Origin of the sequence: Bacillus sp. EU63 (assembly GCF_038592915.1) — a bacterium.
Taxonomy (GTDB): Bacteria; Bacillota; Bacilli; order Bacillales; family Bacillaceae; genus Bacillus; species Bacillus velezensis.
In genome coordinates this window covers 2279287-2304703 of sequence record NZ_CP151944.1, presented here as the reverse complement: position 1 = coordinate 2304703, position 25417 = coordinate 2279287, and the positions used below count along the sequence as shown (strand labels likewise).

The following is a 25417-nucleotide window of genomic DNA, read 5'->3' as shown; positions in this document are numbered from 1 at the left end:
AAAGAAAGGGTCGATAGAAAGATGGGCAGATTCTTAAAAACAGCCGCGGATACGATCAAAGTGTTTATACTGTTCACAGGTTTTACCGCGCTGTTCTATTATGCTATGATATGGGTGAATTCAGAGTATGAAAACTATCATCGGTACGATAAACCGGAAGGCTCCGCCGTCAAAGTGGCCAAAACGGAACATGAGGAGAAAGACGGCTGGTTCGGCCGATTGATCTTTTTTTACCAAAACGGGGAGTAGATCGAGAGTGAAGGATCAAATTAAGGATTTCATCCATTACGTGAGGGTTGAAAGAGGGCTGTCCCAAAATACGATGATGTCCTATGAGCGTGATCTGAAAAGTTATTCTCTCTTCTTAACTGAAAGCCTTCAGATCACTTCATGGAATGATGTGACCCGTCTTCATATTATTCAATATTTAAAGCATATAAAGGACTCCGGGAAATCCGGCAAGACGTCTGCCAGGCATTTGGCGTCAATCCGGTCTTTTCATCAATTTCTGTTAAGGGAAAAAGCCGCGGATAAAGATCCTTCGGTACATATTGAAACACAAAAAACAGAGCGGACGCTTCCGAAAGTATTGGCGCTTCACGAAGTTGAGCGGTTATTGGACACGCCTAAGCTTGACAGCCCGTTCGGTCTCAGGGATAAAGCCATGCTTGAACTGCTGTACGCGACCGGCATCAGGGTCAGCGAGATGATCGAGCTGAAATTATCCGACGTCCATTTGACGATGGGATTTGTCCGCTGCTTCGGAAAAGGGCGGAAAGAGCGGATTGTGCCGATTGGTGAAGCCGCTTCTCATGCGATAGAAGCGTACATTGAAAAAGCCAGAGGGAAATTATTAAAGAAAAACGTAACCGAAGCGCTTTTTCTGAATCATCACGGCAGGCAGATCAGCCGTCAGGGATTCTGGAAAAACCTGAAAAAAATCGCCCTTGAAGCGGGGATTAAAAAAGAGCTGACACCGCACACGCTCCGGCACTCCTTTGCAACGCACCTGCTCGAAAACGGGGCGGATCTGCGCGCCGTGCAGGAGATGCTCGGACATGCCGATATTTCCACGACGCAAATTTATACGCATGTGACGAAAACAAGGCTGAAGGACGTGTACAAACAGTATCATCCGCGCGCTTAGGAGCCGCTGCCAGAGGGGCCGCGGCTTTTTTTTGCCGGATTGGCGGAATACAGAGAAGGTTCTAATTATTTGAATCGGCATTGTCAACGAGAATGTAAACGGTTTATACTTGAGTTGTCTGACCTCTGTAAGCTACAATGGACAAATGGAAGAAAAGGAGGCTTTTATGATGTCTGAATACAAATATAACCGGGTATTTTTGATCGTAATGGATTCTGTCGGAATCGGTGAAGCGCCGGACGCCGCCGATTTTAATGATATAGGCGCAAATACGCTCGGACACATCGCAGAGCACATGAACGGCTTACATATGCCCCATATGGCGCAGCTCGGTCTCGGACTGATCGGAGACATTAAGGGCGTGGAAAAAACGGAGCACCCTCTTGCGTACTACGGAAAAATGCAGGAGGCGTCAAACGGGAAAGATACGATGACGGGGCACTGGGAGATTATGGGCCTCTACATTGAAAAACCGTTTAAAGTGTTCCCGGAAGGATTTCCGGATGAACTTCTTCAGGAACTTGAGCGGCGTTCAGGACGGAAAATCATCGGAAATAAGCCGGCTTCAGGCACGGCGATTCTGGACGAGCTCGGAAAAGAACATATGGAAACGGGTGCGCTGATCGTTTATACATCAGCAGATTCCGTGCTGCAGATTGCGGCTCACGAAGATGTCGTTCCGCTTGACGAGCTGTACAGCATCTGTGAAACGGCAAGAGAACTGACGCTTGATCCGAAGTACATGGTCGGCCGGATTATCGCAAGACCGTTCGTCGGAGAACCGGGCAGCTTCAAACGCACGCCGAACCGTCATGATTATGCGCTCAAACCGTTCGGCCGCACGGTAATGAACGGAATGAAAGACAGCGGATTAGACGTCATTTCCATCGGCAAAATTTCTGATATTTATGACGGAGAAGGCATTACATCTTCCCGCCGCACGGTATCTAATATGGACGGCATGGACAAAGTGATTGAAACGCTCGGTGAAGAGTTTACGGGCCTGAGCTTTGCCAACCTCGTTGATTTTGACGCGCTGTACGGACACCGCCGCGATCCGGAAGGGTACGGAAAAGCGCTCGAGGAATTCGACGCGAGGCTTCCGGAAGTGTTTGAAAAAATGAAAGAAGACGATCTGCTTATCATCACTGCGGATCACGGCAATGATCCTGTCCATCACGGCACGGATCACACGCGGGAGTATGTGCCGCTTCTTGTTTACAGCAAAAAGCACAAACACACTGAACAGCTGCCGCTTGCGGATACATTTGCCGATATCGGCGCAACCATTGCGGATAATTTCAAAACGGAAAAGCCGGAATACGGAAAAAGCTTTTTATCAAGATTACAGTAGGGGGACTTTTTTTGAAACAAAAGATCGAACGTGCTGCTGCATTTATTAAAGAACACGTGAAAGAAACACCAAAGATCGGTCTGATTTTAGGGTCAGGGCTCGGCGTATTGGCCGATGAAATTGAAGGAGCTGTCAAGCTTACATATGAAACGATCCCTGATTTTCCGGTCTCAACGGTAGAAGGCCATGCCGGCCAGCTTGTGATGGGAACGCTTGAAGGCGTGCAGGTCATCGCGATGCAGGGCCGCTTTCATTACTATGAAGGCTACTCAATGGATCAGGTCACATTTCCCGTCCGCGTGATGAAAGCGCTCGGCGTTGAATCTCTCGTCGTGACGAACGCAGCCGGCGGTATCAACACTGAATTCCGCGCCGGCGATCTGATGATTATTACAGACCATATCAACTTTACAGGCACCAACCCGTTAATCGGGCCGAACGAAGCTGAATTCGGAGCGAGATTCCCGGACATGTCAGAAGCCTATGACAAAGAGCTGTCAAGCTTGGCTGAAAAAACGGCCGATGAGCTGGGCATTCCAGTTCAAAAAGGTGTGTATACAGCTGTTACGGGGCCGTCTTACGAAACGCCTGCTGAGGTTCGGTTTTTAAGAACGATGGGGTCTGACGCTGTCGGCATGTCGACCGTGCCGGAAGTCATCGTCGCCAACCACGCGGGGATGCGCGTGCTCGGCATCTCATGCATTTCCAACGCGGCGGCAGGTATTCTTGACCAGCCGTTATCCCATGAAGAAGTAATGGAAATGACGGAAAAAGTAAAAGGCGGCTTTTTGAAGCTTGTAAAAGCCGTAGTCGCACGATCTCAAAAATAAGTCAGCATAAGTCAGCTGTTTCTTCGGAAGCAGCTGTTTTTTTGTGCCCTCAACACGAAACATTTTCCAGATGAGGCGTATAAAACCACCGGATTTGGAAAAAATAAAAAGGATTATGAAATGGAGGGCTTTGGAGATGAAACGTCTTATATCCACTTTGTTGATTGGCATTTTATTAACGGCATCAGCACCGTCCGCTTTTGCAAAGCCGGACGGAAAACATACATCGGAGCTCGCCCATGAAGCCAAAAGCGCCGTGCTGATTGAACGCGATACGGGAAGCATTCTTTATAACAAGAACAGCCGGGAGCGTCTGGCGCCGGCAAGCATGACAAAAATCATGACCATGCTTTTAATCATGGAAGCGCTTGACAAAGGGAAAATAAAGATGAGCGATAAAGTCAGGACGAGTGAACACGCCGCGTCTATGGGCGGATCACAGATTTTCCTTGAACCCGGAGAAGAAATGACGGTAAAAGAAATGCTCAAAGGAATTGCGATAGCTTCCGGAAATGACGCATCTGTCGCAATGGCGGAGTATATCGCCGGTTCAGAAGAGGATTTCGTCAGCCGGATGAACAAAAAAGCAAAAGAATTGGGATTGAAAGATACCTCCTTCAAAAACCCGACGGGACTGCCTGAAAAAGACCATTACAGCTCTGCTTATGACATGGCGAAAATGGCGAAGGAATTATTAAAGTACGATAAAATCACTCAATTTACGGGAACGTATGAGGATTATTTAAGAGAAAATACAGACAAAAAGTTCTGGCTCGTCAATACAAACCGGCTGATCAAATTTTACCCGGGTGTAGACGGCGTGAAGACGGGCTTTACAGGCGAAGCGAAGTATTGTTTAACCGCTACCGCTAAAAAAGGAAATATGAGGGTCATCGCTGTCGTTTTCGGAGCCAGCACCCCGAAAGAAAGAAATGCCCAAGTGACCAAAATGCTTGATTACGCCTTCAGCCAGTTCAAAACACACCCGCTGTACAAACGGAATCAAATCGTCGGAACGGTAAAAGTGAAAAAAGGAAAACAGAAACTGATCAAGCTGACCACATCTGAGCCGATCTCTCTTCTGGCCAAAAAGGGAGAGAACATGGACAAAGTAAAAAAAGAAGTGAAAATCAACGGCAATGTAACGGCTCCGGTTAAAAAAGGAGAGGTGCTCGGCAGCCTCGTTCTGAAAAAAGACGGAAAGGTGCTCGTTGAAAGCCCGGTCACGGCAAAAGACGACATGGAAAAAGCGGGTTTTCTCACTTTTCTGAAGCGGACGATGGGAGATTGGACAAAATTTAAATAATCGTGGCGAACGGGCACTAGTTTTGTCATAGTGAAGGAATTGCTTTCCCAAAAATCGAAACACTCATTATCCGATCATATCAAGGAGGAATGAGCATGAGCCTTGGAATTGACTTTCATGTCAAAGAATCCGTGCTTTGTATTCGATTAACAGGTGAACTCGACCATCATACGGCAGAATCATTAAAACAAAGGGTTACTGAATCGCTGGAGGCTGACGGCATCCGTCACATTGTGCTGAACCTTGAAGATCTTACCTTCATGGACAGCTCCGGCCTCGGCGTGATTTTAGGGCGTTATAAACAAATTAAACAGCTCGGCGGAGAAATGGTCGTGTGCGCGATTTCGCCCGCGGTGAGACGTCTGTTTGACATGTCCGGCCTGTTTAAAATCATCAGGTTCGAACAATCGGAACAAAAAGCGCTTTTAACGTTGGGGGTGGCATCATGAAAAACGAGATGCATCTTGAATTTTCAGCCCTCAGTCAGAACGAATCGTTTGCGCGCGTAACGGTTGCTTCTTTTATCGCACAGCTCGACCCGACGATGGATGAGCTGACGGAAATCAAGACCGTCGTATCAGAAGCGGTAACAAACGCGATCATCCACGGCTATGAAGAAAACTGCGACGGAAAGGTGTACATCTCCGTTACGCTGGAGGATCATGTCGTCTATCTGACCATACGTGACGAAGGCCTCGGGATCACGGATCTTGAGGAAGCGCGCCAGCCGCTATTTACGACAAAACCCGAGCTTGAACGCTCCGGAATGGGCTTTACCATTATGGAAAACTTCATGGATGATGTCACGATTGATTCCTCGCCGGAGATGGGAACGACGATACGCTTAACAAAACACCTATCAAAAAGCAAAGCGCTTTGTAATTAAGGAGATTTGTTATGGATGTGGAGGTTAAGAAAAACAGCAAAAACGCGCAGCTCAAGGACCATGAAGTCAAAGAATTAATCAAAAAGAGCCAAGAGGGCGACCAGCAGGCAAGAGACCTCCTCATAGAAAAAAACATGCGTCTTGTGTGGTCCGTCGTTCAAAGGTTCTTAAACAGAGGCTATGAGCCGGACGATCTGTTTCAGATCGGCTGTATCGGATTGTTAAAATCCGTTGATAAATTCGATTTGTCCTATGATGTCCGTTTTTCAACTTATGCCGTGCCGATGATTATCGGAGAAATCCAGCGCTTCATCCGCGATGACGGAACCGTCAAAGTTTCAAGATCTTTAAAAGAGCTCGGCAATAAAATACGCCGGGCGAAAGATGAACTGTCAAAAACATACGGAAGAGTGCCGACCGTCCAGGAAATCGCGGACCATTTAGAAATTGATGCGGAGGATGTGGTGCTTGCGCAGGAAGCGGTGCGGGCGCCTTCATCCATTCATGAGACCGTGTATGAAAATGACGGAGACCCGATCACCCTGCTTGATCAGATCGCCGATCATTCAGAAGAGAAGTGGTTTGACAAAATCGCCCTCAAGGAAGCGATCAGTGATTTGGAAGAACGGGAAAAACTCATTGTCTATCTGAGATATTATAAAGATCAGACACAGTCGGAAGTAGCCGAACGGCTCGGGATTTCCCAAGTCCAGGTATCGAGGCTGGAGAAAAAAATATTAAAGCAGATTAAAGTGCAGATGGATCATACGGAAAGCTGACCTTTTACGGGCCGGCTTTTTTTATTTGTGCATCGGTGGTAATTTATGGTCTTTTGCCGCTGATGAATGAGAACAAAAGTGAACCGCATACTACATATATAACCACCCGAAAGATGGTGATGCAAGATGGAAAGACGAATATTTCTCAGACTTCGCCACCGCGTGAAGGCTCATACCGGAGATATCATCACAATCGGCGACGCCGCGCAGATCGCGGGACAGCAAAAGCTGAAAAAAAAACTGTCGGCACTGCCGCTGTATAAGGTCACGAAAAAAGACAAAAATATCGTCGTGCTGGACATCATAAAAGTGCTGAAAACCATTCATACCGCTTTTCCCGCTCTTGATGTACAGACCGTCGGCGGCGCTGAAACGATAGTGGAAATCCATTACCAGAAAAAGCAGCTGTCAGCCGTTTTATTCGTCGGTGTCTGGCTCCTGCTTTTTATCGGTTCATGTCTTGCCATTATGAATTTTCATGAAGATGTCAGTATGAGAGAAGTTCATATCGCCTTATATGAAATCATAACGGGCGAACGGAATGAATATCCGTATCTGCTTCAGATTCCATACAGCATCGGCCTCGGTCTCGGTATGATCGTCTTTTTTAATCACATCTTCAAAAAACGCCTGAATGAAGAGCCAAGCCCGCTGGAAGTCGAGATGTTTAATTATCAGCTTGATCTCGATCATTATGTCGCAATGCACGAAAATGAAGAGACGATGAAAGATCTGCATGATCGTTAGCATTCTTTTCGTTATGTTTGTCGGGCTTGGCGGAGGGCTGACCGTGGGAGCGGGCTTTGTGGCTTTTTTAACCGTTATGGGAATCATCCCCCGCCTTATGCAGCTGACAAAAACAATGCGCTTTGTACAGGTCTACGAAGGAGCTGTTATTTCAGGAGCTGTGTTCGGCGGCTGGGAAACCTTAAATATGAATCATTTTTTTTTATCTGAATGGCTGGCCGTTCCGGTCGGGCTTTTGGCCGGCATGTTTGTCGGCATGCTGGCCGCCGCGCTTACAGAAGTGCTGAATGTGCTTCCCATTCTTGCCAAACGGATCGGCTTCGGCAGCAAAATCATCATATTGCTGATGGCCATTGTGTTCGGCAAAATAGCCGGCTCTTTATTTCATTGGCTGTATTTTATCCATCATTCATAAGGAGGAACCGACGTGACAAACTTAAAAGAAAATTACAAAACAAAAGTGAAAGACTATCAGCCGAAACCGCCATATGTTTGGAATTGCGTCAAAGCCTTTCTGATCGGCGGTTTGATCTGTCTGATCGGGCAGGCTCTTCAAGACTTTTACATCCACTTTTTTAATTTTAATGAAAAAACAGCGGGCAACCCGACGGCCGCCACTCTTATTTTAATTTCCGCTCTTTTGACCGGATTCGGCATTTATGACAGACTCGGGCAGTTTGCCGGAGCGGGTTCAGCCGTGCCGGTGACGGGTTTTGCAAACAGTATGACAAGCGCGGCTCTGGAACACAGAAGTGAAGGACTCGTGCTCGGAGTAGCGACAAACATGTTTAAATTGGCGGGAAACGTCATTGTATTCGGCGTCGTGGCAGCCTATATCGTAGGCCTGATACGGTTTGCTTGTGAAAAACTGTTTTCGTAGGAGGAGAAAAAATGAAATTAACCGGAAAGCAAACCTGGGTGTTTGAAAACCCGTTATTTGTAAATGCGGCGGGGACGGCAGCCGGACCGAAAGAAAAAGACGGCCCGCTCGGTTCGCTGTTTGATAAGACATACGATGAAATGCATTGCAATCAGAAAAACTGGGAAATGGCGGAACGTCAGTTAATGGAAGATGCCATCAACTCAGCTTTGCAAAAACAGAATTTGAAAAAGAGCGATATTGATTTGTTACTCGCGGGGGATCTTTTAAATCAAAATGTGACCGCCAACTACGTCGCCAGACATCTGAAAATCCCGTTCCTCTGTCTGTTCGGCGCCTGTTCGACATCAATGGAAACGATTGCCGTCGCATCCGCGCTCATTGACGGCGGTTTTGCGAACCGGGCGATCGCAGCCACGAGCAGCCATAACGCGACCGCAGAACGGCAATTTCGCAATCCGACGGAATATGGCGGGCAAAAACCGGATACCGCCACTTCGACGGTCACGGGGGGCGGGGCGGTCATCATCAGCCAAAACCCTTCTGATATCAAGATTACAAGCGCAACAGTGGGAAAAGTAAGCGACCTCGGAATAACAGATCCGTTCGATATGGGATCCGCCATGGCGCCAGCTGCCGCCGACACAATCAAACAGCACCTGCAGGACTTAAACCGCACGGCGGATGATTATGATCTGATTTTAACGGGAGACCTTTCAGGCGTCGGCTCGCCGATCGTGAAAGATTTGCTCAAAGAAGAAGGCTATCCCGTCGGAACGAAACACGATGACTGCGGTCTTCTCATCTATACGCCGGACCAGCAGGTGTTTGCGGGCGGAAGCGGCTGCGCCTGCTCCGCGCTTGTTACGTACACACATATTTTTAATCAATTAAAATCAGGGGCTCTGAACAGGGTGCTCGTTGTCGCGACAGGAGCGCTTTTAAGTCCGACAATGATCCAGCAGAAAGAAACCATTCCGACCATCGCGCACGGTGTGGTATTTGAGCGGGCGGGAGGTGCATCATAAATGGAATATCTGTTGGCTTTTGTTTGCGGGGGAATCATATGCATTATCGGTCAGCTGCTGCTTGACATTTTTAAACTGACACCCGCCCATGTGATGACAACTTTTGTCGTCATCGGCGCCTTGTTGGATGGGTTCGGAATATATGACAAATTTATCGAATTTGCAGGTGCGGGCGCGACGGTTCCCATCGTCAGCTTCGGTCACAGCTTATTGCACGGCGCCATGCATCAAGCTCACGAGCATGGATTTATCGGGATCGCCATGGGGATTTTTGAACTTACTTCCGCCGGTATATCTTCAGCGATTTTATTCGCATTTCTTGTAGCCATTATTTTTAAACCGAAAGGATAATGCCTGATGACGAAACGGAAGGTCATTCTTGTGACAGACGGGGACGTATACGCCGCCAAAACAATTGAATATGCCGCGGAAAAAGCAGGCGGACGGTGTATTTCCCAATCAAAGGGCAATCCGTCAACCAGAAGCGGCCCCGAACTTGTTCAGCTGATTAAAGCCGCGCCGAATGACCCGGTGTTTGTCATGTTTGACGATTCAGGCCTGCAAGGGGAAGGGCCGGGCGAAACGGCGCTGAAATATGTCGCCTCACATCAGGACATTGAAGTGCTGGGGGTGATTGCGGTCGCTTCTAAGACCCATCAGGCTGAATGGACGAAAGTCGATGTCTCCATTGACCGTGATGGAGAAGTGACGGAGTATGGCGTCGATAAAACCGGAATGAGAGAAATGGACGAGCACAGAATGAACGGAGATACGGTGTATTGTCTGGATAAATTGGACGTTCCCCTCATTGTGGGCATCGGCGACATAGGTAAGATGGGAAGAAAAGATGACATATCCAAAGGCTCGCCGATCACGATGAAGGCGGTCGAATTCATTTTAGAAAGGAGCGAAAGCCATGCCGGAAAAACCGGAAAACATGATCAAGGTGTACCGGGATCCTAGAAAAAATGAACAATTTTTTAAAGACCGCGTCGGTATGGGAACGAGCTATGATGTCGGCGTCCGCAAAGTTCGAGTATTAGACCGGGAAGTCCAGATTTACTTTGTCAACGGATTAACCGATACTTTGTTTATCATTCATTTAATGGAACAGCTCGTCGACGTCAATAATTATGACGAAAATGCGGATGAAGCGATTGACGTTGTTGAAAACAGGCTTGTCAATCAGCAGGTCCAAAAAGTCAAAACGCTCGACGAAGCAACGGATCAAGTGCTTTCCGGACTTGTCGCCGTTATCGTTGAAGGCGCGGGCTTCGCTTTCGTCGTCGACGTCAGAAGTTACCCCGGACGCACACCTGAAGAACCGGATACGGAAAAGGTCGTCCGCGGGGCAAGAGACGGTTTTATCGAAAATATCGTCATTAATACAGCATTGATCAGAAGACGAATCAGGGACGAAAGGCTCCGCGTCAAAATTACGAAAGTCGGCGAGCGCTCTAAGACCGATCTTGCGATTGTGTATATAGAAGACATCGCGGACCCGGACCTTGTCAGCATCGTCGAAAACGAAGTGAATGCGATTGACATTGACGGATTGACGATGGCTGATAAAACGGTGGAGGAATTCATCGTCAAACAGGGCTACAACCCGTTTCCGATGGTCAGATACACGGAGCGGCCGGATGTGGCCGCCAATCACATTTTAGAAGGGCACGTCATCATCGTCGTTGATACGTCACCGAGCGTGATCATAACGCCGACCACGATTTTTCACCATGTTCAGCATGCGGAAGAATACAGGCAGGCGCCTTCAGTGGGAACATTTTTAAGATGGATCAGGTTCTTCGGTATTATCGCTTCAACTGTTCTGCTTCCGATCTGGTTCCTCTTTGTTCTTGAACCGTCTCTTCTGCCTGAAAGATTGGATTTTATCGGTTTAAATAAAAATACGCATATCCCGATCATTCTGCAAATCTTTTTGGCCGATTTGGGGATTGAGTTTCTCAGGATGGCCGCGATCCATACGCCGACCGCTTTATCCACCGCCATGGGTCTGATTGCGGCGGTGCTGATCGGTCAAATCGCCATAGCGGTGGGGCTGTTTTCAGCAGAAGTGATTCTGTACGTATCGATCGCCGCCATCGGATCATTTACCACGCCGAGCTATGAGCTCAGCCTCGCCAATAAAATGATACGCCTCATCTTAATGGTGCTCGTGGCCATTTTCCAAGTAAAAGGCTTTGTGATAGGCTTTACATTGCTGCTGATCATAATGGCGAATATCCGCTCGTTTCATACGCCGTATTTATGGCCGTTTTTACCGTTTAACGGCAAGGCGCTGTGGCAGGTGCTCGTCCGGACGACAGTGCCGGGAGCCAAAGTCAGACCGAGCATTGTTCACCCGAAAGACCGTCAAAGACAGCCAAGCGGTTCATAATCGCATTGAAACCGACAGAAGATTATGATATTGTATGTCTTAACTTATGCGGGACTTGTATAAGGACAGCTCAAAAGAAGCTGTCCTTTTCACCCATATGCGGATCAGAAAGAGGGAATGAGCATTGTTCTTACATGGCACAAGCAGACAAAACAAACTAGGTCATTTGGAAATCGGAGGTGTGGACGCGCTGTATTTAGCGGAGCATTACGGCACGCCTCTTTATGTTTACGATGTGGCTTTAATACGTGAGCGCGCTAAAAGCTTTAAACAGGCATTCATTGACGCGGATTTAAAGGCGCAGGTCGCGTACGCGAGCAAGGCGTTTTCTTCTGTTGCGATGATACAGCTCGCTGAGCAGGAGGGGCTCTCATTGGACGTTGTATCCGGCGGAGAGCTGTTTACGGCGGTTGCGGCTGGTTTTCCGGCTGACAGGATTCATTTTCACGGCAATAACAAAAGCGAAGAAGAGTTGAAAATGGCGCTCGATCATCAAATCGGCTGCATTGTCGTTGATAATTTTTATGAAATATCCTTACTCGCGGAACTGTGCCGCAAATCAGGGCGCACAATGGATGTGCTTCTGCGGATCACTCCGGGGGTAGAGGCGCATACGCATGATTATATTACGACGGGACAGGAAGATTCCAAATTCGGTTTTGATCTGCATAACGGGCAAATAGAAAAGGCGATTGAACAAGTATTACAGTCAGACCATATCCGCCTTCTCGGCGTTCACTGCCACATCGGATCGCAAATTTTTGATACGGCGGGCTTTGTGCTGGCCGCAGAAAAAATCTTCACAAAACTGAATGAATGGAGAGAATCATTCGGCTTTGTCTCTGAAGTGCTGAATTTAGGGGGCGGCTTCGGCATCCGCTACACGGAGGAGGATGAACCTCTTCATCCCGCCGTTTATGTGGAAAAAATTATCGAAGCGGTAAAAGAAAACGCAGCGCTGCACGCTTTTGACATTCCGGAGATCTGGATTGAACCGGGACGCTCGCTCGTCGGAGACGCCGGAACGACGCTTTATACCATCGGTTCGCAAAAAGAAGTGCCCGGCACCCGTAAATATGCAGCGGTTGACGGGGGCATGAGCGATAATATCCGTCCTGCGCTGTATCAGGCGAAATATGAAGCCGTATCGGCAAACAGAATCGGAGAACACCACGATAAAACGGTATCCATCGCGGGTAAGTGCTGTGAAAGCGGTGATATGCTCATTTGGGATATAGACCTTCCGGAAGTGAAAGAAGGCGATCTTCTAGCCGTTTTCTGCACGGGAGCATACGGATACAGCATGGCTAACAACTACAACCGCATTCCGCGTCCCGCCGTCGTTTTTGTGGAAGACGGCGAAGCGCATCTTGTCATTAGAAGGGAAACTTATGAAGACATTGTAAAACTGGATCTGCCGTTTAAGACGGGGGTCAAACAATAAATAAAAAAGAGACCGGAACAATGGCGTCCGGTCTCTTTTTGCATTCAGCTGTTAGAACTTGATCCGCTGTCTCCTGTAAATACAGACACGATCGCATTCCAAATCGAAGCGAAGAAATCAATGACTTTTTGAACAAAGCTTTTGCCTTCATCGGATTGAATGAACTTCGTGATTTTGTCTTTTGCCTTATCGAGCTGGCTGCCGACTTGGCCCCAATCAATCTTGGCATTTTTCATTTTATTAAACAATGAAACGAGCTGGTCTTTTTGAGCGTCAGTCAGTGTAATGTTAAGGTTTGAAGCCGCATCATCGACCTTTTTCTCGATTCCTTCTTTTGTATCGGGCACACCGTTTTTCGCGAAATCATCTTTAATGTTTGCGATGAGCGCGGAGGCGTTTTTATCCCCGATTTTATCCCCGAGATTTGAAGTGGTGACAAGCTCTTGGTTGGCGACCTGTTTTACATCTTCTGAAATCGCTTTGTCTGATGAGACTTCATATGCCTTGATGATTCCCGTTAATGCTGCGGTGCCTGATACCTCAAACGGCGCCGTCACGTATACTTTCGCATCTTTCACTCCTGCTGTCATCAGGGCGTTTAAGTACATTTCATCCGTGATGGAATCGATATTATGGGTCTTAACGTCAAGCCCGGACCCTTTCTTTGCCACCGTAATGGATGACGAAGAGATGGCTCTTGTGCCGATTTGGGCGTTCGATATATATTTTCCCAGATATTCATGTTCTTCTTTATTTGTGACCGTCACTTTTGTCGCGTTATCAGGGACATTTAATTCGTCAAGCACTTTCTGACGGTTTTCGTTTGACAGATCCGCCCCCAGTGTGACGATGACATCTCCGACTGCGGCATCGGCCAGGCTGATTTTCGGTATTGTGCACAATACAACGGCCGCCGCCAGCAATCCAATCCACATTTTTTTCAAAGCGGTTAACCTCCTTCTTTTCACAAATGCCGTTTTGAAGCGGTTTGTGAGGACCTGCGTGAAGCAGTTCCGATACATAGACGGCTGTGAAGCTGTTCTGGTTTCATTTTCTTTCTGCGGAAGCGGGGAGATTCGTTTTCCGGCTGAAGGTGTGGTATAATAGCCGCGAAAAGAAGAGCAGAGGCCTCTTCCTTCAAAAGAATATCAAAAAGAAAGCCGGCTTACAATTGAAATTCATATTGAAGAAGGCTTTGACAAAAAACAATACGGAAGTAGGAATGAGAATGAAAACTGGTTACATCGAAATGGAAAACGGCAGCAGAATCGAATTTGAACTTTATCCGAATGAAGCGCCTAATACAGTCGCTAACTTTGAAAATCTGGCGAATACGGGCTTTTATGACGGCGTTATTTTCCACCGCGTGATTCCGGGCTTTGTCAGCCAAGGCGGAGATCCGACTGGGACAGGCATGGGCGGAAGCGGAAAAACGATCAAATGTGAAACAGAAGGCAATCCGCATAAACACGAAGCCGGTTCTTTATCAATGGCGCATGCCGGTAAAGACACGGGTTCAAGCCAATTCTTCATCGTACATGAGCCGCAGCCGCATTTAAACGGCGTTCATACTGTATTCGGAAAAGTGACAAGCGGTTTAGAGCATGCGAAAAACATGTCTAACGGAGACAAAATGAAAGAAATCCGTGTAGAAGGATAATGACAGAAAACCCGCCTTTTTCAGGCGGGTTTTTTTATGTATATGAAAATTCTCATGTGTAAATCATGAAAAAATACATATATGAACATCGGTGATCATTCTGGTATAGTGAAAAAGACCGATTACAACAATGAAAAGAGGTAGAAACGTTGGTTCAATTGGCAACCGTTTTATTTGTCATTATCATTCTCGCACTTATGATTTGGTTCAGGGTGAAAAAGGGAAACAGGCCGATTAAAGGCGGCGGCTTCGGCATCATTCTCCCGCTTTTGATTATCGCCGTCATTTTCACATTCAGTATCAGCCAGCTCATGAATATCCCGGGAAAGCAGTTTCATTTTCCCGCTCTTTGGGAGCTCGCCATCGCCGGACTGTTAGGCGCGGTATTCGGCGTCATTATGCTGTCGCAAACCGCCTATGAAATTCGGGAAGACGGCTTTGTCTACTCCAAGCGGAATAAAAACTTTAAATATGTCATTATCGCGATTATTGCGATCCGTATCGTGCTCAGCCAATATTTCAAAAACATTGACGCGGCGGAATTCGCCGTTTTAACGATGGAACTTGCTTTTGTGTATTTGTGCATTTGGCGGATCGGAAGCTTCGTGAAATACCGTAAAATCAGCAGATCCGGCTTATAAAATGAAAAAAATGGATGAGGTGCGGGGCTTATTTGCCCTCTGTGCAGGGATTCATGGTAAAATAAAAACGACCATGGCTAATGGGAGGAAATCACTTGAAATCAGAAAAAGAAAAAACTTCTAAAAAAAGCGCCGTACTTGATTGGGCGAAAGCCATTATCATCGCTGTCGTTCTGGCACTGCTCATCCGAAACTTTTTATTTGCCCCTTATCTCGTTGACGGCGAATCAATGGATCCGACGCTGCATGACCGCGAGAGAATCTTTGTCAATATGACGGTCAAATACATAAGCGACTTCAAACGCGGCCAGATCGTCGTTCTGAACGGAGAAAACGAGCACTATGTCAAACGGATTATCGGACTTCCCGGCGACACGGTGCAAATGAAAAACGATCAGCTGTACATCAACGGCAAAAAAGTGTCCGAACCGTATTTAGCGGCAAACAAGCACAAGGCGAAGCAAGGCGGCTTTGACCGGCTGACAGAAGACTTCGGCCCGGTGAAGGTGCCGGACGACAAATATTTCGTCATGGGTGATAACCGCAGAGAATCTATGGACAGCCGCAACGGCCTCGGTCTCTTTACGAAAAAACAAATAGCGGGCACATCAAAATTCGTCTTCTTCCCGTTTAATGAAATTCGCAAGACGAAATAAACCGTACAGGCAGTTTTCTTATAAGAAAACTGCTTTTTTATATAAATTTATCTTTCCACCCTCAAAAACAGAACATAAATTCGTATATCTATTTAATAGATAGAAAGTTTTACAGATACATGAAACATCTTCCCTTTATGAAACGTTATATGAATAACTCACGCAGGGAAGAACGGTTTTCTATTCATGAAAAAAAGGAATATGACATAGTAATGAATAGATTGATACGGGCTGGAGGTAGAAAAATGGGAAGAATTAAAACAAAAGCAGCCATTTTACTTGTACTGCTGCTGTTATTAGCGGGCGGTTATATGGTCATAAACGATATTGAACTGAAAGACGTGCCGACTGCAATCGGACAAACCCTGTCCCAGGAAAAAGAAGAATATACAGTCAAAACATATAAAATTACGAAAATCGAAGGAACTGAGTACCACGGTACGGCAGCGAACGGCACAAAAATTATTTTTAACGGCGACAAGCTGAAGCAGGATCTCTCCGATGTGAAAAAAGGTGATAAGATTAAAGCGTATTTCAGCAAATCAAACCGGATTGACGGCTTATTGAAGGTCGTCAAAGTGAACGAATAAATAAAGGCGCCTTTTATGGGAAAAGGGCGCTTTTTATTTTTCTGAATAATTAGGTGCAAATTCATTGCGCCTGCCGCAAAGGATGTTATAATAGCGGATAAGGACAAAAAAATATTGATTGTATCCTTCGGGGCTGGGTGAAAATCCCGACCGGCGGTAATAAGGCGCTTTGCGCTTTACAGCCCGTGACCCGTATGCATCTGTATACGGTGGATTCAGTGAAAAGCTGAAGCCGACAGTGAAAGTCTGGATGGGAGAAGGATGAGAGAAGCTATGCAAAAAATAAACTTACTGTATAGTCTTATTTCCTATGGATTAAAACTGGCAAAGCCCCGAACTGTGTAAACATTCGGGGCTTTTTTGACGCCAAATTGCGTGGAAGAAGGGAGGGATAACGATGGAAGAATATTATATGAATACGGCAATAGAACTTGCCAGACGCGGTGAAGGACAGACACAGTCCAATCCTCTTGTCGGCGCTGTCGTCGTCAAAAACGGACAGGTCGTCGGAATGGGCGCCCATTTGCAATACGGAGAAGCGCATGCCGAGGTTCACGCGATTCATATGGCCGGCAGACACGCAAAAGGCGCCGATTTGTATGTGACGCTGGAGCCTTGCAGCCATTACGGAAAAACACCGCCATGCGCCGAACTGATAATAAAGTCGGGGATAAAAAGGGTGTTCATTGCTGTGAAAGATCCGAATCCGCTTGTAGCCGGAAAAGGCATCGGAATGCTGGAAGCAGCGGGCATCGAAGTGAAAACCGGACTTCTCAGGCAGCAGGCAGAAGAGCTGAATAAAATGTTTCTTCACTTCATGCGGACCGGACTTCCGTATGTCACCTTGAAAGCGGCTGCGAGCCTTGACGGGAAAACAGCGACTGAAACCGGTGACAGCAAATGGATTACATCAGAGGCGGCAAGGCTTGATGCCCAGCAATACAGGAAATCGCATCAAAGCATTCTTGTCGGAGCAGGCACAGTCAAAGCCGATAATCCGAGCCTGACCTGCAGGCTTCCTGATGCAGTGAAGCAGCCGGTCAGAGTGATTCTCGATACAAAGCTGACCATTCCTGAAACGGCAAATGTGCTCACTGACGGCGCTGCGCCGACATGGATATTTACGGCCAAAGATGCAGACGTGCAAAAGAAAGACCGGCTGACCGCACTCGGAATAAAAGTTATTCCGCTGGAAACAGACCGCATTCACGTCCCTGAGGTGCTCAGCATTCTCGCTGAAAACGGCATAATGTCCGTTTATGTGGAAGGCGGAGCATCCGTACACGGAAGTTTTATCAAGGAAGGCTGTTTTCAAGAGCTTCATTTCTATTTCGCCCCTAAATTAATCGGAGGAACGCTTGCTCCCAGCTTGATCTCCGGTGAAGGTTTTCAATCAATGAAAGATGTCCCCCATTTACAATTCACACAAATCACCCAAATCGGGCCGGATATAAAACTGACGGCCATACATAAAGATGGAAAGGATGGTGACGATGTTTACAGGAATCGTTGAAGAAACAGGCACGATCCAAGCAATCAAAAAGACAGGCCTTCCCATGGCATTAACCATCGCCGCTTCAAAAGTGACAAGTGATGTGAAGCTTGGCGACAGCATTGCGGTAAACGGCATCTGCCTGACCGTAACCGGATTTTCTGACAATCAATTTACGGTTGATGTCATGCCGGAAACAGTGAAAGCCACTTCGCTGAACGGCTTGTCAAAAGGCAGTAAAGTAAACCTGGAAAGAGCGATGTCCGCCAACGGACGGTTCGGCGGCCACTTTGTATCAGGGCATGTGGACGGAACGGCGGAAATTACGCGGATCGAGAAAAAAAGCAACGCGGTCTATTACGATTTAAAACTTTCGCCGGAATTGACAAAAACGCTCGTATTGAAAGGTTCAATTACGGTAGACGGCGTGAGCCTGACGATTTTCGGTCTATCAGACGAAAGCGTGACGGTATCCATCATTCCGCATACCATCTCAGAAACGATTTTTCAGACGAAAACAGTCGGATCGACCGTAAATATTGAGTGTGACATGATCGGTAAATACTTATACCGCTTTTTGCACAAAACAGAACAAACGAAAAGCAATCAAACTATCACGGAAGCCTTTTTAAGCGAGAACGGCTTTTAGAAAGGAAGATCGATATGTTTCATCCGATAGAAGAGGCGTTAGAGGCGCTGAAAAAAGGTGAAGTCATCATTGTTGTCGATGATGAAGACAGAGAAAACGAAGGAGATTTCGTAGCGCTGGCTGAGCATGCCACGCCGGAAGTGGTTAATTTTATGGCGACCCATGGGAGAGGCCTGATCTGCACGCCGCTGTCTGAAGACATCGCCGGCCGGCTGGATCTTCACCCGATGGTCGATCATAATACGGACTCACATGAGACCGCGTTTACGGTCAGTATTGACCACAGGCTGACAAAAACGGGCATCAGCGCGCAGGAACGATCCTTTACCATTCAGGCGCTGTTGAACGAAGAATCTGTGTCTGACGATTTTCAGCGTCCGGGCCACATTTTCCCCTTAATCGCAAAAAAAGGAGGCGTCCTGAAGCGGGCCGGCCATACGGAAGCAGCCGTTGACCTTGCAAAAGCCTGCGGATCTCAGGGAGCGGGCGTCATTTGTGAAATTATGAATGAAGACGGCACAATGGCCAGAGTGCCGGAGTTAGCCGAAATCGCCGAACGCCACCAGCTGAAAATGATTACGATAAAAGACTTAATAGAGTACCGTTACAACATTACGACACTTGTGAACAGAGAAGTTGATATTACGCTGCCGACTGACTTCGGCACGTTTAGGGTTTACGGATATACAAACGAGGTTGACGGAAAAGAACATCTCGCCTTTGTCATGGGGGATGTCCCGTTTAACAGCGAACCCGTTCTTGTCAGAGTGCACTCAGAATGCCTGACGGGCGATGTGTTTGCATCCCATCGCTGTGATTGCGGACCTCAGCTTCATGCCGCGCTTGCGCAAATTGCTGAAGAAGGCCGCGGCGTTCTATTGTATTTGCGCCAGGAAGGCAGAGGAATCGGTTTAATCAATAAGCTGAAGGCGTACCGATTGCAGGAACAAGGGTACGACACGGTTGAAGCGAACGAAGCGCTCGGCTTTCTGCCTGATCTGCGCAACTACGGCATCGGCGCCCAGATTCTCCGCGACTTAGGGGTTCAGCATATGAAACTTTTAACCAATAACCCCCGGAAAATCGCCGGCCTCGAAGGATACGGTCTCAGCATTTCAGAACGGGTGCCGCTTCAAATGGAAGCGAGTGAGCATAACAAACAGTATTTACAGACCAAAATGAAAAAACTTGGACATCTGCTTCATTTCTAAAAACAAATCTCACAAAAAAGGATGGATAACATATGAATATCATACAAGGAAACCTAGTAGGAACAGGACTTAAAATCGGAATCGTCGTCGGCAGATTTAATGAATTTATAACGAGCAAGCTGTTAAGCGGAGCGGAAGACACGCTGCTTCGCCACGGTGTAGAATCAAACGACATTGACGTCGCTTGGGTGCCGGGAGCGTTTGAAATCCCGTTTGCGGCAAAGAAAATGGCGGAAACGAAAAAATACGATGCCGTCATTACGCTCGGCACGGTTATCAGAGGAGCGACAACGCATTACGACTATGTCTGCAATGAAGCGGCAAAAGGCATCGCCCAGGCGGGAACGGCGACGGGCGTCCCGGTTATCTTCGGCATCGTGACGACTGAAACCATTGAGCAGGCCATCGAACGAGCCGGAACAAAAGCCGGAAATAAGGGAGCGGATTGCGCAGTATCTGCCATTGAAATGGCAAATTTAAACCGCTCATTTGAATAATTTGTTGAAAAGCGTTTAAAACAGCGGCGAAAATGATATAATGTGAGGAAACGGATCGCCTTTATGTATCCGTTTGATAGGACATGAATGGACATTTTGGATATAGAGGGGTTTTTATGTTAATTCGTTATAAAAAATCGTTTGAAAAGATTGCGATGGGTCTTCTGTCATTTATGCCGAATGAAAAAGATCTCAAGCAGCTTCAGCAGACAATAAAGGACTATGAAACGGATACTGGCCGCCAGCTCTTTCTTTGGAAAGAGGATGAAGATATCGTCGGAGCGATCGGAGTCGAAAAAAAGGACTCAGAAGTTGAAATCCGGCATATCAGCGTGAATCCTTCTCACCGCCATCAAGGAATCGGAAAGCAAATGATGGACGCCTTAAAACGTCTGTTCAAAACGGAGGCACTCGTTCCGAATGAATTAACGCAAAGCTTTTTTGAACGCTGTCAACATCAAAAAGATCAGGATATCTCATATAATAACTGACAAATGCTCCCGGAATCTTCACGGTTTCGGGAGCTGTTTTGATATAGAAAAAGCAGGGCTGACCGTCAGCCTCTGCTTTTTTTTCTTCTCTCAATTTCCCGTTCGCGTTCCTTAATGACATCCGTCCTGTCCCGCAGGCGGTGTTTATGAATAAGAAAGGTATCTGATACGCCTTCTTGCCCCCATGTATAGCCCTTTCGGCGGCATTCGGCAAGACATGCTTCTTTCAGGGCTTCATCTGTAATCGGCAGCATAACACTTTTATAAGGCTGGCCCGCTTCTATATCGTCTGCCAGCGTTTCTATCAGCTCAATCAGCTTCGGATGGCTGAGACCGAGAGAACAGACCGCCTGCTTTTCAGACTGGAGAATACGTAAGCTGTTGGCAATCAGCCGTTTCGCCCCGGCTTCATTTCCCCTGCGCTGGTGATACAGAGCGACGGCAAGCTGAATCAGGCCGACCCAATGAATGCTCCGCTTTTCAGCCGGGCTTTCTTTCCAATATTCCTCTAACAGTTCATGACACTCAAAATAATCTCTTGATGCGTGAAATTCGGCCAAAAAGCCGATATAAGCTTTAGGATACAAGCCGCTTCCTCCTTTTATGCTAAAACCAGTGTACCACAGCGTTATGAAAAGGAAAAAAGAGCGGCTTGGTGTCCGAAGCCTGAGGAACTAGCAGATGTAAGATGCTCCTACGACAACGAGCAAAATAAACAGAACGACAATTAATGCAAAACCTCCGCCGAAACAAGCTCCGCTCATGTGAAATCAGCCTCCCTTTGTTTCAAGTTTACACGGCTATCATATGTGCATCCGCCTTTAAAGGTATAGGCGTATATCTTCTTTTTCAGTATTTTCTAAATAACGGAGGACGTGTATAAAAGTATTGGACGAGAGCATTTCGGTGGATTATACTAAAGGGTAGCCAGTTTTTCCGGCAATGAGAGTGATATTGAAAATGGTGAGATAATGGTAGAATATCAAGTGAAAATTGATGCGTTTGAAGGCCCATTGGACCTGCTGCTTCATCTGATTAACCGTCTTGAAATCGACATATACGACATACCCGTGGCAACCATTACTGAACAATATTTATTATATGTACATACAATGCAAGAGCTTGAACTTGATGTCGCCAGTGAATATCTGGTCATGGCGGCGACGCTTCTCAGCATTAAAAGCAGAATGCTGCTTCCGAAACAAGAGGAAGAGCTGTTTGAAGACGAAATGCTTGAAGAAGAAGACCCTCGGGACGAGCTGATTGAAAAGCTGATTGAGTATAGAAAGTATAAAACCGCTGCGAAGGATTTAAAAGAGCGGGAAGAAGAAAGACAAAAGTCATTTACCAAGCCGCCGAGTGATTTAAGTGAGTATGCAAAAGAAATCAAACAGACCGAGCAGAAACTGTCGGTGACCGTTTATGACATGATCGGCGCGTTTCAAAAGGTGCTTCAGCGTAAAAAAATCACGCGGCCGAAAGAAACGACCATTACAAGACAGGAAATACCGATTGAAGACAGAATGAACGAAATCGTAAAAAGCTTAAAAACGGCGGGGAGAAGAATAAACTTCACGGAGCTTTTTCCTTCTCGGCAAAAGGACCATCTCGTCGTGACGTTTTTAGCAGTCCTGGAACTGATGAAAAATCAGCAGATTATTATTGAACAGGAAGAAAACTTTTCAGATATATACATTACGGGGAGTGAATCCATTCATGGCGCTTGATATCGTGAATTGGAAAGCGATTGTGGAAGCCCTGCTGTATGCGGCGGGTGATGAAGGGCTGACCAAAAAGCAATTGGTGACGGTGCTTGAAATAGAAGAAGCGGAACTGACCGGAATCATGGAAGAAGTGGCCGCTCAGTACAAGGAAGATGACAGGGGCATTGAGCTTACCGAATATGCGGATACGTATATGCTTGGAACGAAAAAAGAATTCGTGCCTTATTTGAAAAAACTAATCGAAGTGCCGTCAAAAGGGCTGTCACAGGCTTCTTTGGAAGTGCTGGCGATCGTTTCGTACAAGCAGCCGATCACACGGGCGGAAATTGAAGACATCCGGGGCGTGAAGTCTGAGCGGATTCTGCACAGCCTCGTGTCAAAAGCGCTGCTGTGTGAGGTGGGCCGCGCCGACGGTCCCGGCCGGGCGATTTTATACGGCACGACACCGGTATTTCTTGAACAATTCGGCTTAAAAACATTGGAGGAGCTCCCGCCGCTTCCTGAAAATGCGGAGGAAGACGTTCTCCAGGAGGAAGCCGATTTATTCTTTGAAAACTTCAACCAAACTTTTGAGGATATTAAATAATAATCGTTTTTCATCATACGATAGTAGGGAAAGGCCATTGATGAATGACGCAAATGACGAAGTAAAAGAGAGGAAGGAAACGGACGGAAATGGGAAATTCGATTGTGAGGGCCCATACTGAAGAAACTGGTGAATTTTTAGCCGAGGTTGTCACGATGGTCAGCAGCTATTTAAATCATACAACATTGCCGGAGATGCGGGCTCAAGGAGAGGCGGATGAGGCATACTGCCGCGACGTGCTCAGTGTGCTGAGGAGGATGACCGTCTTTTGCGAAGGCGCCCAGGAAGCCTGCCGCCGGCTCTTAATGCAGGAGCCGTTTCATGAGGTGAGAGCGGAAAAAACGCTGTATAAAGTGTATCATCAGTGCGTGGAAGAATTTTTCATGCCGAAAAAGGATACATGGTACGAAAACAGCCGCGCCGCTTATACAGGCCAAAGCGCGATTGAATTCTACCAGCAAGTGCCGGATTCGCTGCGGAGCCTTCTGCTTTCGCTCAGCAGTGAATTTCTGCGCATGCGGGAAGAATTGGCGCAATATGAAGCATCAGGCTCAAATATGGCACCAGTCAGATAAAAACTCTTCCTTTTGGGAGAGTTTTTTTATGTGAAAGTGATGCAATTGGTATTCATAAGTCATGGACATGCGCATAAACTTGTACAAACCCACAACAAGGACGTGAGCATTCATGCGCTTTCTCAAAAAAGCTGCCGTATTTCTTTTGACTTTTGTTATTCTTTTTTCCATTACAGACGGCAATACGGCACATGCCCAAATACATGTCAGCGCAAAAAGCGCGATTATAATCGACGGAGCATCTGGCCGGGTGTTATTCGCCAAGGATGAACATCATAAGCGACGGATTGCAAGCATTACGAAAATCATGACGGCGGTGCTGGCGATTGAATCAGGGAAAATGGAAGAGACCGTGACGGTTTCCCCGAATGCCGTAAAAACGGAAGGTTCAGCCATTTATCTTCAGCCGGGACAAAAAGTAAAGCTGAAAGATCTCGTATACGGGCTTATGCTGAGATCAGGAAATGACGCCGCTGCGGCAATAGCGGAATATGTCGGCGGAAGCCTTGACGGTTTTGTATTTATGATGAACAAAAAAGCCGAGCAAATCGGGATGAAAAATACAAAATTTCAAAATCCGCACGGGCTGGACGACCATGAAAATTTATATTCAACGGCGTATGACATGGCGCTTTTGACTAAATATGCGATGAAAATCAAGGAATACCGGACCGTTTCAGGCACAAAAGTGTATAAGGCGGAAACGATGGACCGGGTATGGAAAAATAAAAACAAGCTTCTGACTGGGCTCTACCGTTACAGCACAGGCGGAAAAACGGGTTACACAAAAATCGCGAAACGGACGCTCGTCTCGACGGCCTCAAAAGACGGTACGGATCTCATCGCGGTCACCATAAATGATCCGGATGACTGGGATGACCATATGAATATGTTTAATTATGTCTTTGATCACTATAAAACCTATGTCGTCGCTAAAAAAGGCGGCATTCCGAAGCTGAAAAAGACGTTTTACGGAAAGCGCGCTTTTATTGCCCGGGATGTCAAATATTTGTTAAAAGAGGATGAAATCGACGATGTAAAAATCAGCACAACCTTAATAAAACCGAAAAAAGCCTGGAAAAAGGACGCCTCTCTCATTCCTGATGTCGTCGGCCGGATGACTGTTATGCATGATGGGAAAGTGATCGCCAAGATCCCAGTCTATTATGAAAATGAGCGCCATAAAAAACCGAAAAAGCATTTCATTGAGACGTTTACGAGCCTGTTTATGAGCGCGGCGGGCGGTTCGTCATGGTCAATTTAATCTGGGTATGTCTGACGGTAATCGGACTTGTCTTTGCGATGTTTAACGGTACCTTGCAGGATGTGAATGAAGCCGTTTTTAAAGGAGCGAAAGAAGCGGTTACGATCTCGTTCGGATTAATGAGCGTTCTCGTGTTCTGGCTCGGCCTGATGAAAATAGCCGAGCAGTCCGGCCTTTTGGATATATTCAGCAGAATGTGCCGCCCGTTTATTTCTAAGCTGTTTCCCGATATTCCCCCTGATCATCCGGCGATGGGATACATCTTATCAAATCTCATGGCAAACTTTTTCGGACTGGGAAATGCGGCGACACCGCTCGGCATTAAAGCCATGGAGCAGATGAAAAAGCTGAATGGAGGTAAGTCTGAGGCCAGCCGTTCCATGATTACCTTTTTGGCGGTAAATACTTCGAGTATTACATTGATACCGACAACCGTCATTGCCGTGCGCATGGCTTACTCGGCGAAATCACCGACCGATATCGTCGGGCCGACCATCCTAGCGACTTTAATTTCGGGGATCGGCGCGATTTTCATTGACCGCTACTTCTGGTACCGCCGCAAAAGAAAAGGGAGGTAAGCGA

33 protein-coding genes and 1 riboswitch are annotated in these 25417 nt (G+C 46.9%); of the genes, 30 read left to right on the top strand and 3 right to left on the bottom strand.

Annotation, left to right across the window (positions count from 1 at the left end; translation table 11 throughout):
* The first annotated feature begins 21 nt into the window (after nt 1-21).
* The 16 genes from NYE38_RS11440 to lysA all read left to right on the top strand — a co-directional run bounded on the left by NYE38_RS11440 (nt 22) and on the right by lysA (nt 12799).
* A complete protein-coding gene (locus NYE38_RS11440) occupies nt 22-249 on the top strand; it encodes a YqzK family protein (protein WP_003153331.1) in 228 nt (75 codons plus the stop codon).
* A 7-nt stretch (nt 250-256) separates the two neighbouring features.
* On the top strand, nt 257-1147 hold the full coding sequence (xerD, locus tag NYE38_RS11435) for a site-specific tyrosine recombinase XerD (RefSeq protein ID WP_007612347.1): 891 nt from the start codon (nt 257-259) through the stop codon (nt 1145-1147).
* A 169-nt stretch (nt 1148-1316) separates the two neighbouring features.
* Nucleotides 1317-2501 (top strand): phosphopentomutase, encoded by a 1185-nt coding sequence (gene deoB / locus NYE38_RS11430; protein WP_015417748.1) that lies wholly within the window; start codon nt 1317-1319, stop codon nt 2499-2501.
* Between the two features lie 11 nt (nt 2502-2512).
* Nucleotides 2513-3331: a purine-nucleoside phosphorylase gene (locus NYE38_RS11425; protein ID WP_003153340.1), complete on the top strand. Its 819-nt coding sequence runs from the start codon at nt 2513-2515 to the stop codon at nt 3329-3331.
* Nucleotides 3332-3467: 136 nt separating this feature from the next.
* Entirely contained in the window at nt 3468-4637 is a 1170-nt protein-coding gene (locus NYE38_RS11420; RefSeq protein WP_003153342.1) for a D-alanyl-D-alanine carboxypeptidase family protein, read from the top strand.
* A gap of 95 nt (nt 4638-4732) precedes the next feature.
* Nucleotides 4733-5086: an anti-sigma F factor antagonist gene (spoIIAA, locus tag NYE38_RS11415; protein ID WP_065180567.1), complete on the top strand. Its 354-nt coding sequence runs from the start codon at nt 4733-4735 to the stop codon at nt 5084-5086.
* Nucleotides 5083-5523 carry an anti-sigma F factor gene (gene spoIIAB, locus NYE38_RS11410; protein WP_003153347.1) on the top strand — a complete coding sequence of 147 codons (441 nt, stop codon included), beginning with the start codon at nt 5083-5085 and terminating at the stop codon, nt 5521-5523. The genes spoIIAA and spoIIAB overlap by 4 nt, the downstream gene beginning before the upstream one ends.
* A gap of 11 nt (nt 5524-5534) precedes the next feature.
* Nucleotides 5535-6302, top strand: coding sequence for an RNA polymerase sporulation sigma factor SigF (sigF, locus tag NYE38_RS11405; protein WP_003153348.1), 768 nt, complete (start codon nt 5535-5537; stop codon nt 6300-6302).
* A gap of 126 nt (nt 6303-6428) precedes the next feature.
* Complete coding sequence (locus NYE38_RS11400) at nt 6429-7049, top strand: stage V sporulation protein AA (RefSeq protein ID WP_007409412.1); 621 nt, start codon at nt 6429-6431, stop codon at nt 7047-7049.
* A complete protein-coding gene (locus NYE38_RS11395) occupies nt 7039-7464 on the top strand; it encodes a stage V sporulation protein AB (protein WP_340802521.1) in 426 nt (141 codons plus the stop codon). Before NYE38_RS11400 ends, NYE38_RS11395 begins: the two co-directional genes overlap by 11 nt.
* A 12-nt stretch (nt 7465-7476) precedes the next feature.
* Nucleotides 7477-7929 (top strand): stage V sporulation protein AC, encoded by a 453-nt coding sequence (gene spoVAC / locus NYE38_RS11390; protein ID WP_003153353.1) that lies wholly within the window; start codon nt 7477-7479, stop codon nt 7927-7929.
* 11 nt (nt 7930-7940) lie between these two features.
* Nucleotides 7941-8957, top strand: a complete 1017-nt coding sequence (gene spoVAD, locus NYE38_RS11385; protein WP_025649812.1) for a stage V sporulation protein AD — start codon at nt 7941-7943, stop codon at nt 8955-8957.
* A complete protein-coding gene (gene spoVAE, locus NYE38_RS11380; protein ID WP_003153356.1) occupies nt 8958-9308 on the top strand; it encodes a stage V sporulation protein AE in 351 nt (116 codons plus the stop codon).
* Nucleotides 9309-9311: 3 nt separating this feature from the next.
* Complete coding sequence (locus NYE38_RS11375; protein WP_123117309.1) at nt 9312-9920, top strand: stage V sporulation protein AE; 609 nt, start codon at nt 9312-9314, stop codon at nt 9918-9920.
* On the top strand, nt 9874-11355 hold the full coding sequence (locus NYE38_RS11370) for a spore germination protein (RefSeq protein WP_017418066.1): 1482 nt from the start codon (nt 9874-9876) through the stop codon (nt 11353-11355). Before NYE38_RS11375 ends, NYE38_RS11370 begins: the two co-directional genes overlap by 47 nt.
* A gap of 124 nt (nt 11356-11479) precedes the next feature.
* Entirely contained in the window at nt 11480-12799 is a 1320-nt protein-coding gene (gene lysA, locus NYE38_RS11365) for a diaminopimelate decarboxylase (protein WP_025649809.1), read from the top strand.
* A 44-nt stretch (nt 12800-12843) separates the two neighbouring features.
* On the opposite strand, the gene NYE38_RS11360 is transcribed toward lysA, so the two are convergent.
* Nucleotides 12844-13743 carry a DUF1002 domain-containing protein gene (locus NYE38_RS11360; RefSeq protein WP_014418285.1) on the bottom strand — a complete coding sequence of 300 codons (900 nt, stop codon included), beginning with the start codon at nt 13741-13743 and terminating at the stop codon, nt 12844-12846.
* 284 nt (nt 13744-14027) lie between these two features.
* On the opposite strand from NYE38_RS11360, the gene NYE38_RS11355 reads away from it, so the two are divergent.
* The 9 genes from NYE38_RS11355 (at nt 14028) to ribT (ending at nt 20686) form a co-directional block, all read left to right on the top strand.
* Complete coding sequence (locus NYE38_RS11355; RefSeq protein ID WP_003153363.1) at nt 14028-14459, top strand: peptidylprolyl isomerase; 432 nt, start codon at nt 14028-14030, stop codon at nt 14457-14459.
* Nucleotides 14460-14608: 149 nt separating this feature from the next.
* Nucleotides 14609-15100, top strand: a complete 492-nt coding sequence (locus tag NYE38_RS11350) for a CcdC protein domain-containing protein (RefSeq protein WP_071181820.1) — start codon at nt 14609-14611, stop codon at nt 15098-15100.
* Nucleotides 15101-15180: 80 nt separating this feature from the next.
* On the top strand, nt 15181-15756 hold the full coding sequence (lepB, locus tag NYE38_RS11345) for a signal peptidase I (protein WP_039063276.1): 576 nt from the start codon (nt 15181-15183) through the stop codon (nt 15754-15756).
* Between the two features lie 245 nt (nt 15757-16001).
* Complete coding sequence (locus tag NYE38_RS11340) at nt 16002-16346, top strand: hypothetical protein (RefSeq protein WP_003153366.1); 345 nt, start codon at nt 16002-16004, stop codon at nt 16344-16346.
* Nucleotides 16347-16465: 119 nt separating this feature from the next.
* Nucleotides 16466-16612, top strand: a riboswitch (FMN riboswitch).
* 131 nt (nt 16613-16743) lie between these two features.
* Nucleotides 16744-17859 carry a bifunctional diaminohydroxyphosphoribosylaminopyrimidine deaminase/5-amino-6-(5-phosphoribosylamino)uracil reductase RibD gene (gene ribD / locus NYE38_RS11335; RefSeq protein ID WP_326116921.1) on the top strand — a complete coding sequence of 372 codons (1116 nt, stop codon included), beginning with the start codon at nt 16744-16746 and terminating at the stop codon, nt 17857-17859.
* A complete protein-coding gene (gene ribE, locus NYE38_RS11330) occupies nt 17840-18487 on the top strand; it encodes a riboflavin synthase (protein WP_029973636.1) in 648 nt (215 codons plus the stop codon). Before ribD ends, ribE (NYE38_RS11330) begins: the two co-directional genes overlap by 20 nt.
* Nucleotides 18488-18501: 14 nt before the next feature.
* Nucleotides 18502-19698 (top strand): bifunctional 3,4-dihydroxy-2-butanone-4-phosphate synthase/GTP cyclohydrolase II, encoded by a 1197-nt coding sequence (locus NYE38_RS11325; protein ID WP_003153371.1) that lies wholly within the window; start codon nt 18502-18504, stop codon nt 19696-19698.
* A gap of 32 nt (nt 19699-19730) precedes the next feature.
* On the top strand, nt 19731-20195 hold the full coding sequence (gene ribE, locus NYE38_RS11320) for a 6,7-dimethyl-8-ribityllumazine synthase (protein ID WP_003153372.1): 465 nt from the start codon (nt 19731-19733) through the stop codon (nt 20193-20195).
* 116 nt (nt 20196-20311) lie between these two features.
* Nucleotides 20312-20686: a GNAT family N-acetyltransferase RibT gene (ribT, locus tag NYE38_RS11315; protein WP_003153373.1), complete on the top strand. Its 375-nt coding sequence runs from the start codon at nt 20312-20314 to the stop codon at nt 20684-20686.
* Between the two features lie 65 nt (nt 20687-20751).
* Here the strand turns inward: ribT and NYE38_RS11310 are convergent, their stop codons facing one another.
* Entirely contained in the window at nt 20752-21273 is a 522-nt protein-coding gene (locus tag NYE38_RS11310) for a DUF309 domain-containing protein (RefSeq protein WP_021494254.1), read from the bottom strand.
* An 87-nt stretch (nt 21274-21360) separates the two neighbouring features.
* Nucleotides 21361-21450, bottom strand: coding sequence for a YjcZ family sporulation protein (locus NYE38_RS11305; protein WP_003153376.1), 90 nt, complete (start codon nt 21448-21450; stop codon nt 21361-21363).
* 207 nt (nt 21451-21657) lie between these two features.
* Between NYE38_RS11305 and NYE38_RS11300 the strand changes: the two genes are divergently transcribed.
* The 5 genes from NYE38_RS11300 (at nt 21658) to NYE38_RS11280 (ending at nt 25413) form a co-directional block, all read left to right on the top strand.
* The gene (locus tag NYE38_RS11300; RefSeq protein WP_017418061.1) at nt 21658-22413 is read left to right on the top strand and encodes a segregation/condensation protein A; all 756 of its coding nucleotides are present in this window, start codon (nt 21658-21660) and stop codon (nt 22411-22413) included.
* The gene (gene scpB, locus NYE38_RS11295; RefSeq protein WP_017418060.1) at nt 22403-22996 is read left to right on the top strand and encodes an SMC-Scp complex subunit ScpB; all 594 of its coding nucleotides are present in this window, start codon (nt 22403-22405) and stop codon (nt 22994-22996) included. Before NYE38_RS11300 ends, scpB begins: the two co-directional genes overlap by 11 nt.
* A gap of 89 nt (nt 22997-23085) precedes the next feature.
* Entirely contained in the window at nt 23086-23571 is a 486-nt protein-coding gene (locus NYE38_RS11290) for a DUF3907 family protein (protein WP_017418059.1), read from the top strand.
* A 112-nt stretch (nt 23572-23683) separates the two neighbouring features.
* Nucleotides 23684-24835, top strand: a complete 1152-nt coding sequence (locus tag NYE38_RS11285) for a D-alanyl-D-alanine carboxypeptidase family protein (RefSeq protein ID WP_025649806.1) — start codon at nt 23684-23686, stop codon at nt 24833-24835.
* Nucleotides 24823-25413: a nucleoside recognition domain-containing protein gene (locus NYE38_RS11280; RefSeq protein WP_003153385.1), complete on the top strand. Its 591-nt coding sequence runs from the start codon at nt 24823-24825 to the stop codon at nt 25411-25413. Before NYE38_RS11285 ends, NYE38_RS11280 begins: the two co-directional genes overlap by 13 nt.
* Nucleotides 25414-25417 lie beyond the last annotated feature (4 nt).